This is a genomic window from Staphylococcus pasteuri (genome assembly GCF_030547725.1).
Taxonomy (GTDB): domain Bacteria; phylum Bacillota; class Bacilli; order Staphylococcales; family Staphylococcaceae; genus Staphylococcus; species Staphylococcus pasteuri.
Map to the genome: position 1 here is coordinate 68,117 of NZ_JAUOQO010000009.1, position 17,804 is coordinate 85,920.

Consider the following 17,804-nt stretch of genomic DNA (forward strand, 5'->3'; position numbering starts at 1 on the left):
TTATAATTAGGTTGATGATAAAATAATTATTAAATTTAATAGGTTGTGCATATTACAAAGGTGTGCAACCTATTTGAAATCTAAATATAATTCTAATGTTTTACATCATGAAATTACACCTAGGAGGACAATCATTATGAATTTATTTAAACAACAAAAATTTAGTATTCGAAAATTTAATGTTGGTATTTTCTCTGCATTAATTGCTACAGTAGCATTTTTAGGCGTAAATACTAATAGTGCTGAAGCATCAGAAGTAGAGAATGGGGTTGCTAATAACCAAGTCGATAACGCTGTCGTTAATCAAGAGCAAACTAATAATGTAGACAGCCAATTCAGTGACACAAATCAAGTAGTTGACCCTAACGTTAATCAAGCTACTACTGAGAATAATAACCAAGACGCAACAACTGAAAATATTAATAATCCTGTTGTGAATAGTGGGGAAGGCGTTAGTAATCAAGATAATACTATTACAAATGATGAAGTTAATACCCCAGCCGTAGAAGTTGTACAACCTGCTGTTTCGTTAGATGACTTACAAACACCAAAATTACCAACTGAATTAAATAATGATAATCAAAATAGTAAAGTACCAACGGAAGGTTTAAACAAACCTGTCGCAACAGTAGAAACAAATCAGTCTCCTAAGAAAAGAAGTAAACGTGACGTGGGAGATAGTACAAACGATAATAATGTAGTAGCTAATAACCAAGTGGATAATGCTCAAAATCAAACATTAAATAATGCTAAACAAGTCGCTACTAATGAAATTAATCAAAAAGCTACTGAGAAAAACCAATCAATTAATACTACTGCAGAAGCCACACAAGAGGAAAAGCAAGTTGCATTAACAGACGTTGAGCACCAACAATTTAATGCTAATAATAATATTCAACAAGCTGCATCTGAAAACGATGTTACTACAGCAAAAAATAATGGTTTAACTGCTATTGATAATATGACTGTACAAACACATGCTAAAGAAGCTGCACGTAATGCGATTGTTCAAAAGGTAGCTGATCAAATCTTAAATATTAATAATAACCAAAATGCTACAAATGAAGAAAAAGCAGAAGCAGTAAACCAAGTTCATAATGTTGAACACCAGGCCTTAAAAAACATCAATGGTGCTAATACACAAGATGAAATAAATAATATTCAAAATCAAAATGTTACATCAATTGGAAAAGTTGAACCTACTACAACTGTGAAACCAACTGCTATTTCTGAAGTTAATCAAGCTGCAACTGAACATAATAGTACTATTGATGGAAATAGTGGTGCTACAACAGAAGAAAAAGCGAAGGCAAAAGAAAAAGTAAATGGATTAGTAGGCATTACAACTTATAACATTAATCAGTCTTCTTCAAATCAGGAAGTTAATCAAGCTAAAGAATTTGGTATAAATCAAATTAATGCAATTACGCCAGAAATGGCCGTAAAAGATTCGGCGAATGACGAAATTAATCAAGCAGCACAACAACAAAAAGAAAATAATAATAATAACTATGCAGATGCTACGACAGAAGAAAAAACAGAAGCTAATAATTTAGTAGATAGTTTAGCCAATGAGGCACATACTGACATTGCAGCTGCTAATACAACAGACGAAGTAAATAATGTGAAAAATAATACTGTACAAGCCTTACAAAATGCTAGCACTGTTGTTGCAAAGAAACCAGCTGCAAGAGACCAAATTAATCAAGCACTAAGTGATAGAAAACAAGCGATTAATAATTCAAATCAATCAACAACAGAAGAAAAAGCTGACGCAATTAATCAATTAGATCCGAAAAAAGCTGAAATTGATAATAATATCAATCAAGCTACAACTAATGGTGAGGTTTCAACTGCTGTAACAAATGGTTTAAATGAACTCAATAATATTGAACCTGCAACTGTCAAAAAGCAACAAGCAAAAACAACTATTGCTCAAGATGCAGATAATCAAAAGCAACTTATCAATCAAGATACTAATTCAACTACTGAAGAACATGATGCAGCTAACGCTAAGATAGATCAAGCAGTTGCAAAAGCCAATAATGATATTGACCAAGCAGCTACTAATAATGATGTAGATAATGCTGTTGCAACTAACCAAACAGAGATTAACCAAATACAACAAGATGCTCAAGTCAAACCTGCTGCAAAAGCAGAAATTGCTCAAAAAGTTACTGAACAAGAAACAGTTATACAAGCAACTCGAGGTACAACTACTGAGGAAATTAATGAAGCGCTTCAAGCTTTACAAACAGCTAAAACTCAAGCTGACCAAGCTATAGATGCAGCACAGTCAAATGCGGATGTAGAAAATGTTAAAAATGAAGAAATAGCTAAAATAACTTCAATTTTACCATCACAAGAATACAAAAATAATGCTATGGCTGAAATAGAAAATTTAGGTGAACAACGCAAAGTAGAACTAACTCAAAATCCTGATATGACTAAAGAAGAACGTGATGATACTGTTGATTCAGTAGATAGAGCAGTAGGTCAAGGTACTAATAATGTTTACCAAGCTTTGAGTAAACAGTCCGTTGATAATGCTAAAAATGATGCGATTACTAACATCAATCAAGTTAGAGCATTTGTGAATGTAAAACAAGATGCGAGAGACGCAATTAGCCAAATAGCAGAACAACGTAAACAAACTTTCCCTAATGATGTTCATGCAACTGATGAAGAAAAACAAGAAGCTTCAAATAATGTTGATGCAATTGTTACAAAAGCAAATGAACAAATTAACCAAGCAACAACTGATGCACAGGTAGCGCAAGTTAAAAATCAAGCAATTCAAGATATAGATTTAGTAGTACCACAAAGTAATGCTAAAACGACAGCTTTATCAAATATTCAAACTAAACAAGAACAACAAACATATATTATAAACAACGAACCTAATGCTACTTCAGAGGAAAAAGCGATTGCTTTACAAGAATTAAATCAAGCAGTTACTAACGCCAATAATGAAGTTAATGCGGCTACTACAAATGCACAAGTGGCTACAGCTGAACAAAATGGTATAACAGCCATTAGTAACACACTTCCAGCAACACAAACTAAAGGAGATGCTAAAGCTGCATTAGACCAAGCTGCTACAAATCAAAAAGCATTAGTAGGTCAAAATCAAGATGCAACTACTGAAGAAAAAGATGCAGCAAATCAATTAATCGATCGAGCTCTTAATAATGCGAAACAATCTGTTACTGATGTAGATAGTGCTATAGATGTTGAAACTAAAAAGAATGAAGGTATCGACAATATCAATCAAATAACTGCAGATACAGGTGTTAAAACTGCTGTAAAACAAGATTTACAAAACCAAGCTAATGCTAAAAAGCAAGAAATTGCTAATAGTCCTTTATCTACTGAAGAAGAAAAACAAGCAGCAAATACAAAAGTTGATAATGCATTACAACAAGGTTTAACTGATGTTACTAACGCTCAAAGTATCGTAGACGTTAATAATGCAGTTAAAGCTAACGATGAAACAATTCAAGCCATTCAACCAGAAACTACAGTCAAAGATAATGCTAAAAAAGAAGCTTTAAACATCTTGAATCAACAAAAAGATACAATTTATCAAAATGCCAATGCTACTGCTGAAGAAAAGCAATTAGCTGGTGATAAATTAGATCAATTAGCTTCTAAAGTTATCAATAATATTAATCAAGCAAACACTAACAATGATGTAGATCAAGCTAAAACAAATGCAATAACAGAAATCAATCAATTTACGCCATCAATTGTTAAGAAAGAAAATGCTAATGAAGAATTAACAGATACGGCAGATTTAAAACAAGCTGAGTTAGATAAATCTCAAAATAATAGTCAAGAAGATATTGATGATGCTAAACAAACAGTACAAGCTATTTTATCTAAAGCTAAAGAACAAGTGAACCAAGCACAAACTAATCAACAAGTTGATGAAGCTAAAGCTAATGGAATTAATGCTTTACAAAATGTTCAACCAATAGGTGGATTAAGACGAGATGCATTAAAAGAAGTTAATGATGTTTACAATGATAAAGTTAATGAAATTCAAGATGCTGTGAATGGTACACAAGAAGAAATTACAGCTACATTGAATAATTTAAATAACATAAAAGCTCAAGATGACACAGCGATTAACCAAGCTACAAATGTACAACAATTAACAACTGCCAAAGACCAAGCTTTAAGTGATATTAATGGTTTTGAATTCACATTTACTAAAAAGGCAGATGCTATTACAGAAATTCGTGATGCTTTATCAGCTAAAGAAAATTCTATTAATGAAAATAACAAAGCAACTTCTCAAGAAAAAGATAATGCTATAAATAGCGCTAGAGAACAAGCAAATATTGCATTTATTAATATTAATAACGCTGATACAAATCAACAAGTTGATGATGCGGTGTCAAACGGTAAAGCAGAAATTGATCAGGTCACTCCAGAAGTTTTAACTAAACCAAATGCGATTGAATCTATCAATCAACTTGCTGATCAATTAAAAGAAACATTTGGACAAACATTAGGCGCTACACTTGATGAATCTGAAGAAGCTGCACAAAAAGTAGATTCTATTGTTAATAATGCTAACAATGAAATTGAAAATGCAACATCTGACATTGATGTCGCTCAAATTAAAGCGAATGCTATGAATGATTTAAATCAAGTTGTCATTAATGTTGAACAAATTTCTAATGCAGCAAAAGCATTAAGAGAAGAAGCGGATAAAGTTAAAGAAACAATTGATTCAAATGAAGATGCAGTAGAAAGTGAAAAATTAGCTGCTAAAGACAATTTAAATAATATTTTAGAAAAAGGTCTAGCTGTATTAAATGTACAAAATACTAATGAAGAAGTAGCGAATGCAAAATCAAACTTTATAGATCAAATTAAAGCTATCAAAGTGGATACAGTTGTCAAACCTAGAGCTATATCAGAAGTTACGAAATTTGTTAATAACCAAGTTGCATTAATTCAAAGTTCAACAAAAACTACTACTGACGAAAAAGAAGAAGCAATTAATAGAGTGAAAGCAATTGAAGATGGATCATTAGCATCAATAAAAAATGCCAATAATAGTAATGATATTAACGAAGTGGTTGAAAATGCTCAATTAAAATTAGGATCAGTGAATGTAAAAGCTGTAATTAAAGATGAAACAATCAAAGCATTAGATGATAAGATTGCAGAACAAAAAGAAAAAATTAATAATTCACAAGCAAATCAAGAACAAAAAGATAAAGCATTGAGTCAATTAGGTCAGCTTACTTCTAAAATTGGTGAACAAGTAGATAAAGCCCAATCAAATGAAGATGTGTTAAAAGTTAAAGAAGAAACAATCAAACAAATTGAAGCGATTATTCCAGAAGTAACTCAAAAAACACCTCAAAAAGATCCGAATCAACAAAGTCAAGAACCGGTAAAAACACCTCAAAAAGGCAAAGATAAAGACAAAGATAATGATGTTCCAACTCAACAAACAACAGTCACTGGAAGCAATACTGATGAAGATAATACTCCTATAAAAAATGGAGAAAACATCGATGAACAAGTTACTTCATCAACAGTTGAACAAAGTGAAGAGAACGACAATAACTCAACATCAGAAGCTAAACAATTACCAGAAACTGGACAAAACGATAGTCACATACCAGTGGCAGGAATTGCCTTTGCGGCTGGTGCTGCTATAGTTAGCAGACGACTAAGTCAAAAGAAAGATAAATCAGAATAAAATAGTTAAACTGTAAGTTTGATCCAATAAAATCATAAATAAAACAGAGTTTAGTTTTTAATCCTAAACTCTGTTTTTATATACAAATATTTATAATAAATTATCATATTTTCCAGCATTTAAACCTGCTACGTGACCAGTAACTAATGCACTTGTAATATTATATCCACCAGTATAACCGTGTATGTCTAATACTTCACCACATAAGAAAAGGCCTTTAGACAATTTCGACATCATAGTCTTAGGTTCTATCTCTTTTAAAGAAACACCGCCACCAGTTACGAACGCCTTATCAATAGGTAAAGTTCCATTAACGTTAAATGAAAATCCTTTTAATAACTTAACTATTGTATTTAATTGTTGATTTGAAAGATGATGTGATGTTGTTTCATTATCAATTTCAGCTTGTTCTAAAATAAATAACAAATATCTTTCTTCAATTAACCCATGTAGACTGTTTTTAATATATTTATCAGGTTCATCTTTTAATAATTTTCTAATATGTTGTGAAAGTTCATCTTCGTTCATAGTTGGAAAGACATCAAGTGCCATTTTTATATCTTGTTTCTTTTGATTTTTTTGTTCTTTATAAACAAATTGACTACATCTTAATGCAGCTGGTCCACTGACACCAAAATGTGTGAAAATCATATCCATTTGATGACTAATTCTTTTTTTGCCATTCTTTTTTAATACGGATAATTCTACATCTTTGAGACTTAGTCCTTTCAATGTTTTATCTTTAATAAAACGTTCAGGAGAAGTGATAGGTACTTCGGTAGGGAACAATTCTGTAATAGAATGGCCTAGCGATTTTGCAAAAGTATATCCGTCACCAGTCGAACCTGTTTGAGGCACACTCGTACCACCAGTTGCTATAATTAAACTTTTAGATTTATAAGTTTGTTGTGCAGTTTCAACTGAAAAAATACCTTCATTATCTTGTGATACATTAAGAACAGTGGTTTCTTCCTTAACTGTAACATTTTGATTATTAATCGTATCAACTAAAGTATCCACGACGTCTTGTGATTTATTTGATACAGGGAACATGCGCCCATGATCTTCTTCTTTGAGTTTTACGCCGCGACTCTCAAAAAAATGAATAATAGATTCATTATCAAAAACAGAGAAAGGACTATATAAAAATTTTCCATTTCCTGGAATGTTTTTAATAATTTCTTCATAAGGTAAGCGATTGGTTACATTGCAACGACCACCACCTGAAATTTTTAATTTTCTACCAAGTCCTTTCTTTTTTTCTAACAAGAGAACTTGGTTACTACTAGAGCTAGCGGCAACAGCAGCCATTAGTCCGCTGGGGCCACCACCGATGATGATTGTTTGATACATTTTAACTGCCTCCAATAAATATTCATCACTATTGTATCTGAATAGAAAAATATATGCTATAGAAGTTGTATAATTAGATGACAATGAATAAAATGAGAATTATAATAGGAAACTTGAAGTATCATACATAAAAATCGACTAGCTAAGATTTGAGATTGCTTTTTATTTTATCAAAAGCGTGTTTACTAATAAAAATATGATAAAATCAATTAACACAAATAGTTTTTGTGATATATTTTATATTAATGTAAGCTAATAATAATGAATAAGATATGAAGTTAAATAACTTTAATAAACTTTTAAAGATAGGAAGATAGTTAATGAGCGAAAGTAAAGAAATGGTTCGTGGGACCTTCTTAATTACATTTAGTATATTAATTACGAAAGTTCTAGGTGTTCTATTTATTATTCCGTTTAACCATTTAATTGGTGGACAAGAAAATATGGCACCGTTTACTTATGCCTATGCGCCATATAATATTGCAATAGCTGTAGCAACAGCTGGTGTACCGTTAGCAGCTTCAAAATATGTTGCTAAATACAATGCTTTAGGTGCATACAAAGTAAGTCAGAAGTTTTATAAATCAAGTTTTATAGTGATGAGTATAACTGGTATTCTAGGATTTTTACTATTATACTTCCTAGCACCATATATTTCAGAATTAACACTATCACGTAATGCATCAGATAAAAACGGTTGGTCAGTTGCTGATATTACATGGATTATTAGAATTATAAGTATGGTTGTTATATTTATACCAGTACTAGCAACTTGGAGAGGTATATTCCAAGGTTATAAATCTATGGGACCAACAGCAGTATCAGAAGTTACAGAACAAATTGCACGTGTAATATTCATTTTAGTTGGAAGTTATTTAGTGTTAAATGTCTTTAATGGCACTGTATTAATGGCTAATGGTATAGCTACGTTTGCAGCAGCTATTGGTGCGATAACAGGTATTTTCACATTATGGTATTACTGGAGAAAACGTAAGAAACATATTGATAAAATGGTTTTATCAGATAACACAGATATAAATGTATCTTACGGAAATATGTATAAAGAAATTATAAAATATAGTATTCCATTTGTAATTGTGAGTTTAAACTTCCCGTTATTTAATTTAGTCGATCAATTTACTCATAACGGAGCTTTATCTATTGTAGGCGTATCTTCACAATTACAAGATATTTTCTTTAATATGTTGAATATGTCAACAAATAAAATAGTAATGATTCCTACATCTTTAAGTGCTGGTTTTGCAGTAAGTTTAATACCTTATATTACTAAGACATACGAAGAAGGTCGATTGCATGAAATGCATAGACAGATAAGAACATCTATTGGAGTGCTTATGTTTATTACTGTTCCTGCTAGTATAGGAATTATGGCATTAGCTCAACCATTATTTACAGTTTTCTATGGCTACGATCCAGTTGTTCAAGGTCATGACCCTAACTTTGATGGTAGTAGATTGTTATTCATATATGCTCCAGTAGCAATTTTAATTTCATTATTAAGTGTGACGGCTTCAATGTTACAAGGTATTGATAAACAGAAGTTAACTGTATATGTGATCTTGGGTGCAGTGGCTATTAAGTTGATATTAAACTATCCTCTAATTATGTTATTACGTACACCAGGTGCAGTACTTAGTACGTCAATTGCATTATTATTCGCAATTGGTTGCAACTTCTTTATCTTAAAGAAATATGCCAAATTTAAGTTCAGCTATAGTTGGATTCATTTTGGAAAAATATTCTTGTATTCATTCATTATGATGATAGGTGTAGAACTTGTCTTCTTTATTGGTAAGCTATTCTTAGCACCAAGTAAAGTAGGATATCTAATTATTATTATTGCTGGTGTTATCGTAGGTGCTGCAATTTATGGTGGAATTACAATAAAAACTAAATTTGCTGATGAATTTTTAGGAGAAATACCTGAAAAAATTAGACGTAAAGTTGGGTTCTTACGATGAGAATTGATAAATTTTTAGCTAATATGGGGATTGGCACACGTAACGAAGTTAAACAAAACTTGAAAAAAGGTCATGTGAAAGTTAATGATAGCGTGACTAAATCACCAAAAACCCATATCAATCCTGAAGTAGATATAGTTAAAGTTAATGAGGAAGTTATTAAATATATTGATAAAATTTATATTATGTTAAATAAACCAAGTGGTGTCATTTCTGCCACTGAAGATGACAAAGATAAAACCGTCATTGATTTAATCCCTGAGTATCAACACTTGGGGATTTTCCCTGTCGGTAGATTAGATAAAGATACAGAAGGTTTATTGCTTATTACTAATGATGGGCAATTTAATCATGATTTGATGAGTCCTCATAAACACGTTCCTAAAACTTATGAAGTTGTGTCTCAAAATTCCATATCGGAAAATGATATTAAATTATTCGAAAAAGGTATAGAACTTTCTGATGGAAAGGTGAAGCCAGCTCAATTAGAAATAATTGAAAACAAGCTCTCACGTGTTACCATATATGAAGGTAAATACCACCAAGTAAAAAGAATGTTTCATGAGATAGAAAATGAGGTATTAAAATTAAAACGTATTAAAATAGCTAATTTAGAGTTAGATGAAACACTCGAATTAGGAGAATATCGTTTATTAACAGAAAATGATTTTAAATTATTGTTAAACTAAAGAAAGAGAAGGTGTAATTTATGGCAAAAGGTACAAATTTATTTAGAGTAGTTCTAGGTTTAGGCGGCGCTGCAGCAGCAGTATTATTATCTCGTAAAGAAAGTAGAGATAAATTAAAAGAACAGTATAATCAATATAAAGAAGATCCAGAATCATACAAAGCAAATGCTAAAGATTTAGCTAATCAATTAAGTACGAAAGCTAATGAAACAATTCAAGACGTGAAAAACGATCCTAAAGGTTATGCAGAAAGATTAAAAAATGACCCTAAAGCTTTCTTAGAAGAAGAAAAAACTAAATTCACAAACTTAGATGATAAAAAAGAAGACGACCTAGACGAAGGTAAGTTTGATGATGAAGGTGGCGCAACAGTAAATAATAATTTACGTGTCGTTTCAGAAGATGACTTAAAAAATAATAAAAATGCGTTAGATGATAACAAATAATATTGGTTAACTTGAAACCCTATGTACTATTTCCAATAAGAGATAGTACATAGGGTTTTATTTAGTTATAAAAATTTAGAAAATTTCGTAATATTTCTGACGTCTTACTGTAGTTTCCTTGTAACTTCATGTAAAATAGTAAATAACTTATAAAAAAGGAAGTCGAATTCGAATGTGGAAAGAAAAAGTTCAAGAATACGAAAACCAAATAATTGAAGATTTAAAAGGTTTGTTGTCGATTGAAAGTGTAAGAGATGACAGTAAAGCTAGTGATGATGCGCCTGTAGGACCTGGACCTAGAGAAGCATTAGACTATATGTATAAATTGGCTGAAAGAGATGGATTTTCTACTCATGACGTAGAGCATATTGCCGGACGTATAGAAGCGGGTAACGGTGACGATCTCTTAGGTATTCTTTGCCACGTCGACGTAGTACCTGCTGGTGACGGTTGGGATTCAAATCCATTTGACCCAGTTGTTACAGACCAGTCAATCATAGCAAGGGGTACACTAGATGATAAAGGACCTACAATAGCAGCTTATTATGCAGTTAAGATTTTAAATGATATGAAGGTCGACTGGAAGAAACGAATTCATATTATTATTGGAACTGATGAAGAATCAGATTGGAAATGTACAGACCGTTATTTCCAAACGGAGGAAATGCCTGCACTAGGATTTGCACCAGATGCTGAATTTCCTGCTATTCATGGTGAGAAAGGTATCACTACATTTGATTTAGTTCAAAATGAAATGGCTGAAGATGTAGATGAACCAGATTATGAATTAATTTCATTTAATTCTGGACAACGTTATAACATGGTTCCAGATCATGCTGAAGCTAAAGTTTTAGTTAAAGAAAACATGACTGATGTTATTCAAAACTTTGAATATTTTATAGAATCAAATCAATTACAAGGTGAAAGCACAGTTGACAGTGGAATTCTTATTTTAACTATTGAAGGTAAAGCTGTTCATGGTATGGATCCTTCATTAGGTGTAAATGCTGGCTTATATCTATTAGAATTTTTAGCTACATTAAACTTAAATAAAAGTGCTAAAGACTTTGTAAACTTTAGTAATCAATATTTACATGTTTCTCATTTTGGTGAAAAAATGGGTATGAAATTCCATACTGATATTATGGGCGAAGTTACTACTAATATAGGTGTTATCAATTATGATAATGAAAATGCTGGCCGATTTGGAATAAATTTAAGATATCCGCAAGGTTTTGAATTTGAAGAAGCTATAGAACGTTTTACTAATGAAATTAAACCATTAGGATTTAGAGTAGAAATGGGTAAAGTTCAAAAACCACACTATGTAGATAAAAATGATCCTTTTGTTCAAAAATTAGTAACTGCATATAGAAACCAAACTGGAGATATGACAGAGCCATACACAATAGGTGGAGGCACATACGCCAGAAACCTAGACAAAGGTGTCGCTTTTGGGGCAATGTTTAATGATTCAGAAGACTTAATGCATCAGAAAAATGAATACATCACGAAAAAACAACTATTTAATGCAACGAGTATATACCTTGAAGCGTTATACTCATTATGTGTGGAGGGATAATTTATGACAAAAGTTTTTATTAATGGTGAATTTTTAAATCAAGATGAAGCTAAAGTATCATACGAAGATAGAGGATATGTTTTTGGTGACGGAATTTACGAATATATTCGTGCTTACGAAGGTAAACTATTTACTGTAAAAAAACATTTCGAGAGATTTTTAAGAAGTGCTAACGAAATTGGATTAGATCTTACTTATACAGTTGATGAATTAATTGAATTAGTTCGTAAACTCTTAGAAGTAAATGATGTTAAAAATGGCGGTATTTATATTCAAGCTACACGTGGTGTTGCACCTCGTGAACATTCATTCCCAACACCACAAGTAAAACCGGTTATCATGGCATTTACGAAAAGTTATGATAGACCATATGAAGATTTAGAAAATGGTATTTATACTATGACAACAGAAGATATTCGTTGGTTACGTTGTGATATTAAAAGTTTAAACCTATTAGGTAATGTTTTAGCTAAAGAATTTGCTGTTAAATACAATGCTAGTGAAGCGATTCAACATCGTGGAGAAACTGTAACAGAAGGTGCTTCAAGTAACGTATACGCCATTAAAGATGGAAAAATATATACACATCCTATAAATAATTTTATTTTAAACGGAATTACGAGAAGAGTCATTAAATGGATTTCTGAAGATAAAAATATTCCATTTATTGAAGAAACGTTTACTGTTGATTTCTTAAAAAATGCAGATGAAGTTATTATTTCAAGTACGTCTGCTGAAGTTATGCCAGTAGTTAAAATTGATGGGGAAGATGTCGGAGATGGTAAAGTAGGCACTGTTACGCGACAATTACAAGAAGGATTCAATCAGTATATAGAAACACATAGTATATAAGTTGAATATTTATCAAAATTTCCACAACTATCTCACTCTAAATATGTTATAATCTAATTCAAAGTAGTTTTATAAATATTTAATGAGCGGACTAGTAAAATGTGTCTTTTAGTTTCTCATTTTTAGTTGAAATATGATGGTAAAAATTATAAAATCTTCTATGAGTGATATTAAATGAGGACGCAATTTTCAAGCGTATTTTTAGGGACAAAAATATACGAAATAGCCAACTCACAAAAACTGTAAAATAAATTTTAACAAGCGTGTAGAGCGACTATACGGTTTATATAAATTAGAATATATGGCTCTTGAAAACATATTTCTGGAGCCATTTTCTAATTGAAAGTGAGGTGAACGTGTTGGAGCAGTTTTATCAGTTAGGGTGGACATTAGATTCAGCTGGAGGCGCTTCTGGAGAGGCCTATATGGCTGAACAAGATGGACAAAAGTTGTTTTTAAAACGAAATACGAATCCTTTTATTGCAGCTTTATCTGCAGAGGGTATTGTACCTAAACTTGTTTGGACAAAAAGAATAGAAACCGGCGAAGTAGTTACGGCGCAGCATTGGAAAAACGGTCGCGAATTAAGTGCGAACGAAATGCATCAACCTAGAGTAGCCAAAATATTAAAAAAAATCCACAATTCTAAACCATTACTTACAATGTTAAAAAGAATGGAAATGGAACCTATTACGCCAGAGATTATGCTTAATAAAATTAATGCCTCTTTATCTAGAGAAGTGTTAACACATCATGTTGTTAGAAAAGCATTAACATATTTAGAAGAGCATATACCAAATTTAGATTCTCGTTTCTTTACTGTCGTACATGGTGATGTTAATCATAATAATTGGTTGTTATCTGATAGAGACGAACTATTTTTAGTAGACTGGGAAGGTGCAATGATTGCAGATCCAGCTATTGATATCGGAATGCTGCTTTACAATTACGTTCCCGAGAAGAAATGGTCTAAATGGTTCGAAACTTACGGCGTACAAGAAAGTTTGAACTTGAATAAACGTATGAAATGGTACACTGTGATTCAATCAATTGGTATGGTTCAATGGTATGAAGAACAGAAACGTTTTAAAGATATGAATACATGGCTTGAATTTTTAAATGAAGTTATGAATAGTAACTTATTTATTTAAGGAGATTTGATTATGAGAGTTCGCTACAAACCATGGGCGGAAGATTATTTAAAGGACCATCCAGATTTAGTAGATATGGATGGTTCACATGCTGGACATATAGAAGAATGGTTTGATAAGAAGCAACCTATTTATATAGAAATTGGCTCCGGTATGGGACAATTTATCACTACACTTGCCGCACAACATCCAGAGATTAACTTTATTTCAATGGAACGTGAAAAGAGTGTTATGTATAAAGTGCTTGATAAAGTAAAAGAGCAAAACTTAACAAATCTCAAAATGATTTGTAATGATGCGATAGAACTTAATGAATATTTTAAAGATGGGGAAGTTTCTAGAATATATCTAAACTTTTCTGATCCTTGGCCAAAAAGACGTCATGCTAAACGTAGATTGACTTATCATACATATCTAGCGCTTTATAAACAAATTTTAATTGATGATGGTGAAATTCACTTTAAAACTGATAATAGAGGTCTTTTTGCCTTTAGTTTAGAAAGTATGTCTCAATTCGGAATGTACTTTACAAAGATGAATTTAAACCTTCACGAAGAAGACGATGAGGATAATATCCTTACCGAATACGAACAGAAGTTTTCGGATAAGGGTTCTAGAATATATCGAATGGAAGCAAAATTTCATAATAATATTCAGCCAAATACTGATAATATATGATTATAAGCCTGAGACATTTATTGATGTCTCAGGTTTTATTTTGTCCAAGTTTAATTATTCAAATTAATACTAGCGACATTATTTTAGTTATTAGGATAAATTTCATTAATATTATTTTAACTTTTTAAAAAAATTGACTTTCAAAATTTTGTAATATCTTTTCGACAAATAAGTGAATAATTTCACAAAAGTAATTGATAATGATTATTATTTAGTATAATTAAAAGTGATCAAGGGAGGAATAAAAATGATTAATAAAGATACAATTGTTGCTGACGTCGTAACCGACATGCCATTAAGTTCCGATATTTTCAGAAAATATGGTATCGATTTTTGTTGTGGAGGCAATATTTCAATTGAGCAAGCCGTTGAAAATAAAAAAGTTGATGTACAAACTATCTTAGATGAAATTAACCAGTTACCTAATGAATCACAAGGTAATATCAATGTTAAATATCTTGATGTGCCATCATTAATTCAATATATACAGTCTCGTTATCATGAAACGATGCGTGAGGAATTTAAAAATCTATCTCCATACGTTACAAAAGTAGCTAAGGTACATGGACCTAACCATCCATTTTTAATTGAATTGCAAAATTTATATCGTCAATATAGAGATGGAATGCTTGAGCATATGGATGAAGAAGATAATCACGACTTTCCAGCATTAATCAAAATTTCACGAGGGGAACACGTTGATGATGCTTCGAAAATTATAGAAAGCCTAGTTAATGACCATACACAAACTGGACAATTATTAGAGGATATGAGAGTACTAACTAATCAATATCAAGCACCTAGTGAAGCGTGCCAAACTTGGAGACTCGTATATGATCGTCTTGAAAATTTAGAGCGTGAAACACATGAACATGTTCATCTTGAAAACCATGTCTTATTTAATAAATTTTAATTAAAGAAAGGGTGTTTAATATATGGTAAAAAAGTAGCAGGTCACACATTTTTAGCTCAACTCGGGAAAAAACGTTTACGTCCAGGTGGAATTTTAGCTACCAATTGGTTAATTGATAAAGGTTGTTTTTCAAATGATAAACGTGTTTTAGAAGTTGCATGTAATATGTGTACAACGTCTATTGAATTAGCTCAAAAATACCAATGCCAAATTGAAGCAGTTGACTTAAATAAAGCAGCATTACAAGTTGGCCAACAAAACGTAGATAAAAACGATTTAAATGACTATATTCATCTAACACAAGCAAATGCGATGGATTTACCTTTTGAAGATGAAAGTTTCGATATTATTTTAAACGAAGCAATGCTAACAATGTTACCTTATAAGGTTAAAGAAAAAGTATTAAAAGAATATTATCGTGTACTTAAACCTAATGGAATTGTACTTACACACGATATTGCTATTATAAATCGAGATAATGAGGACGTTATAGTTAATGAATTGAGTAAAGCAATCAATATGAAAGTGACGCCTTTAACGCCAGAAATTTGGTATAGTTTATTTAAAGATGCAGGATTTTCACAAGTTGAATCAAAAATAGGACCATTATCATTGATGTCACCAGTTGGCATGTTAAGAGATGAGGGTTTACTAGGAACTTTAAAAATTTTAAAAAATGCATTTAAAAAAGAAAACCGTCATATGTTTATAACTATGTTTAAAACAATGCGCAAACATAAATCAAATATGAATTATATTGTTCATGCTATTAAAAAATAGTTAAAATTAAAACGATTGATAACCTTAACATAGATAAAGATGTAAGGTTAAAGAAATCATTTAAAATAAGACAAAACCCATCAAAAGGGTCTTGTCTTATTTTTTACTTTTTAAGAACATCATACTTATGAATGGTATTAAATTGGACAAGATGATGATGTTATAACCTAAATTTGATGAAACAATTGACGTTGAATAAATAAGAATGAGTTCAATAATAATAAAAATTGTCGTAAACAACAGAATAATCTTATTATGTTTATATTGCATTATTGTCCTCCATATATTTAATTGCTTTAAAATGCGCAATAAGAACTTTAACATTAATTGCTATATATACGTTATTGTATTAAATTTGTTAATAAGAGTAAATTTAGTAAATGAGTGGGAAGGTGTCTTTTTATGAAATTAGGAGAATTAACTATTAACGATATTAATGGGGGTAATACTCATATTGATGGAGGTGCCATATTTGGCGTTGTACCTAAACCATTATGGACTAGAAAGTATAGTGTGAATGATAAGAATCAAGTTCATACACCAACACATCCAATTCTTATTCAACATCCTCAATATAATATTTTAATCGATGCAGGTGTAGGTAATGGTAAATTAACTGACAAACAAAAAAGAAATTATGGCGTAACTCAAGAAGGCTTTATAAAAGAAGAATTACAATATTTTGGTTTAACGCTTGATGATATTGATATTGTGTTAATGACACATTTACACTATGATCATGCTGCTGGACTAACTGATTCAAATGGAAATGCACGATTCAAAAATGCTACTCATTATATTCAACAAGATGAATGGCATGAATTCTTAGCGCCTAATATACGTAGTAAAGCGACGTATTGGGAAAAGAATCAAGGTGATTATCAGGACAATATTATTTTATTTGATAAAGAGATTGAACCGGTATCAGGAATTAAAATGATACACACTGGTGGTCATAGCTTTGGTCACTCTATAGTTACTATTGAAAGTGAAGGAGAAAAAGCTGTGCATATGGCTGACATCTTCCCAACAGTAGCACACCAAAATCCATTATGGGTTACCGCGTACGATGATTACCCAATGACTTCAATTCGTGAAAAAGAAAGACTCATACCTTATTATGTTTTAAATGATTACTGGTTCCTCTATTATCATGACGAAAACTATTTCGCAGTTAAATATAATCACAAGGATCATTCAATTACATCATCTATCAAACGTTCATATCGTCAGTATTAAGTTGAAAAAAGGTTATAGTTTAGTTCATTAAGAAAAGTGATACTATAATGAACTAACTATAACCTATCATTTTTATGTAAATTTTAATTTTATAATTCGATAATATTTAAAACTTCACCAGTATATGCATCAGCATAAAAATCATAATCTACTAATTTACCATTTTTAGTTGCGGAGATACCGCCAAGATAAATAGGTTTATTAGCATTAATGTTAGGATCGTTAAGAGGTTGTTGTACAATATATGAACCTTTGACATCCATAAAGTATGTTTTGACTTCTTCTAATAACTTATCGGGATTATAAAATTTTTTCTTATTTAGGTAAACAATTACGCCAGCTGATAAAATGACTACCGTACAAGCACCTACAATTAATATATTTTTACAATTTAAACATTTCATTAATGTATCT

The 17,804-nt window shown here is 31.2% G+C and carries 14 protein-coding genes and 1 pseudogene; 12 read left to right on the top strand and 3 right to left on the bottom strand.

All coding sequences use genetic code 11. From position 1 onward, the window contains the following. Window positions 1-136: 136 nt before the first annotated feature. Both Q4528_RS17165 and Q4528_RS10610 read left to right on the top strand, forming a co-directional pair. Window positions 137-224 (top strand): annotated as a pseudogene (locus Q4528_RS17165) (YSIRK-type signal peptide-containing protein); the annotation flags it as partial. 491 nt (window positions 225-715) lie between these two features. Continuing rightward, entirely contained in the window at window positions 716-5,725 is a 5,010-nt protein-coding gene (locus Q4528_RS10610) for a DUF1542 domain-containing protein (RefSeq protein ID WP_439848932.1), read from the top strand. Window positions 5,726-5,815: 90 nt separating this feature from the next. On the opposite strand, the gene Q4528_RS10615 is transcribed toward Q4528_RS10610, so the two are convergent. Continuing rightward, window positions 5,816-7,078 carry a BaiN/RdsA family NAD(P)/FAD-dependent oxidoreductase gene (locus Q4528_RS10615; RefSeq protein ID WP_046466831.1) on the bottom strand — a complete coding sequence of 421 codons (1,263 nt, stop codon included), beginning with the start codon at window positions 7,076-7,078 and terminating at the stop codon, window positions 5,816-5,818. Window positions 7,079-7,398: 320 nt separating this feature from the next. Here Q4528_RS10615 and Q4528_RS10620 point away from each other — a divergent pair, with 320 nt between their 5' ends. The 9 genes from Q4528_RS10620 (at window position 7,399) to Q4528_RS10660 (ending at window position 16,151) form a co-directional block, all read left to right on the top strand. Beyond that, the gene (locus Q4528_RS10620) at window positions 7,399-9,060 is read left to right on the top strand and encodes a putative polysaccharide biosynthesis protein (RefSeq protein ID WP_017638275.1); all 1,662 of its coding nucleotides are present in this window, start codon (window positions 7,399-7,401) and stop codon (window positions 9,058-9,060) included. Further along, complete coding sequence (locus Q4528_RS10625; RefSeq protein WP_046466830.1) at window positions 9,057-9,749, top strand: pseudouridine synthase; 693 nt, start codon at window positions 9,057-9,059, stop codon at window positions 9,747-9,749. The genes Q4528_RS10620 and Q4528_RS10625 overlap by 4 nt, the downstream gene beginning before the upstream one ends. Window positions 9,750-9,769: 20 nt before the next feature. Continuing rightward, window positions 9,770-10,195 (top strand): YtxH domain-containing protein, encoded by a 426-nt coding sequence (locus Q4528_RS10630; protein WP_017638273.1) that lies wholly within the window; start codon window positions 9,770-9,772, stop codon window positions 10,193-10,195. Window positions 10,196-10,367: 172 nt separating this feature from the next. Further along, entirely contained in the window at window positions 10,368-11,777 is a 1,410-nt protein-coding gene (gene pepV / locus Q4528_RS10635) for a dipeptidase PepV (RefSeq protein WP_017638272.1), read from the top strand. Window positions 11,778-11,780: 3 nt separating this feature from the next. After that, on the top strand, window positions 11,781-12,629 hold the full coding sequence (gene dat / locus Q4528_RS10640; RefSeq protein ID WP_303521509.1) for a D-amino-acid transaminase: 849 nt from the start codon (window positions 11,781-11,783) through the stop codon (window positions 12,627-12,629). A gap of 359 nt (window positions 12,630-12,988) precedes the next feature. Further along, window positions 12,989-13,780 (top strand): phosphotransferase family protein, encoded by a 792-nt coding sequence (locus Q4528_RS10645; RefSeq protein WP_017638270.1) that lies wholly within the window; start codon window positions 12,989-12,991, stop codon window positions 13,778-13,780. A gap of 12 nt (window positions 13,781-13,792) precedes the next feature. Then, on the top strand, window positions 13,793-14,458 hold the full coding sequence (trmB, locus tag Q4528_RS10650; protein WP_017638269.1) for a tRNA (guanosine(46)-N7)-methyltransferase TrmB: 666 nt from the start codon (window positions 13,793-13,795) through the stop codon (window positions 14,456-14,458). Between the two features lie 247 nt (window positions 14,459-14,705). Further along, a complete protein-coding gene (gene scdA / locus Q4528_RS10655) occupies window positions 14,706-15,371 on the top strand; it encodes an iron-sulfur cluster repair di-iron protein ScdA (RefSeq protein ID WP_046466827.1) in 666 nt (221 codons plus the stop codon). Window positions 15,372-15,389: 18 nt separating this feature from the next. Then, window positions 15,390-16,151 carry a class I SAM-dependent methyltransferase gene (locus Q4528_RS10660; protein WP_029055643.1) on the top strand — a complete coding sequence of 254 codons (762 nt, stop codon included), beginning with the start codon at window positions 15,390-15,392 and terminating at the stop codon, window positions 16,149-16,151. A gap of 96 nt (window positions 16,152-16,247) precedes the next feature. Here Q4528_RS10660 and Q4528_RS10665 read toward each other — a convergent pair whose 3' ends face one another. Further along, on the bottom strand, window positions 16,248-16,421 hold the full coding sequence (locus Q4528_RS10665; RefSeq protein ID WP_303521513.1) for a hypothetical protein: 174 nt from the start codon (window positions 16,419-16,421) through the stop codon (window positions 16,248-16,250). A gap of 132 nt (window positions 16,422-16,553) precedes the next feature. Between Q4528_RS10665 and Q4528_RS10670 the strand changes: the two genes are divergently transcribed. Beyond that, a complete protein-coding gene (locus Q4528_RS10670; protein WP_046466826.1) occupies window positions 16,554-17,390 on the top strand; it encodes a YtnP family quorum-quenching lactonase in 837 nt (278 codons plus the stop codon). 89 nt (window positions 17,391-17,479) lie between these two features. On the opposite strand, the gene Q4528_RS10675 is transcribed toward Q4528_RS10670, so the two are convergent. Further along, window positions 17,480-17,794 (bottom strand): PepSY domain-containing protein, encoded by a 315-nt coding sequence (locus tag Q4528_RS10675; protein WP_017638265.1) that lies wholly within the window; start codon window positions 17,792-17,794, stop codon window positions 17,480-17,482. Between the last annotated feature and the right edge of the window lie 10 nt (window positions 17,795-17,804).

Bases quoted from the DNA above. Each gene is read 5' to 3' on its own strand.
- Q4528_RS10670 (WP_046466826.1), top strand. From the start codon at position 16,554: ATGAAATTAGGAGAATTAACTATTAACGATATTAATGGGGGTAATACT.
- Q4528_RS10615 (WP_046466831.1), bottom strand. From the start codon at position 7,078: ATGTATCAAACAATCATCATCGGTGGTGGCCCCAGCGGACTAATGGCT.
- Q4528_RS10630 (WP_017638273.1), top strand. From the start codon at position 9,770: ATGGCAAAAGGTACAAATTTATTTAGAGTAGTTCTAGGTTTAGGCGGC.
- Q4528_RS10620 (WP_017638275.1), top strand. From the start codon at position 7,399: ATGAGCGAAAGTAAAGAAATGGTTCGTGGGACCTTCTTAATTACATTT.
- dat (WP_303521509.1), top strand. From the start codon at position 11,781: ATGACAAAAGTTTTTATTAATGGTGAATTTTTAAATCAAGATGAAGCT.
- pepV (WP_017638272.1), top strand. From the start codon at position 10,368: ATGTGGAAAGAAAAAGTTCAAGAATACGAAAACCAAATAATTGAAGAT.
- Q4528_RS10625 (WP_046466830.1), top strand. From the start codon at position 9,057: ATGAGAATTGATAAATTTTTAGCTAATATGGGGATTGGCACACGTAAC.
- Q4528_RS10675 (WP_017638265.1), bottom strand. From the start codon at position 17,794: ATGAAATGTTTAAATTGTAAAAATATATTAATTGTAGGTGCTTGTACG.
- trmB (WP_017638269.1), top strand. From the start codon at position 13,793: ATGAGAGTTCGCTACAAACCATGGGCGGAAGATTATTTAAAGGACCAT.
- Q4528_RS10665 (WP_303521513.1), bottom strand. From the start codon at position 16,421: ATGCAATATAAACATAATAAGATTATTCTGTTGTTTACGACAATTTTT.
- scdA (WP_046466827.1), top strand. From the start codon at position 14,706: ATGATTAATAAAGATACAATTGTTGCTGACGTCGTAACCGACATGCCA.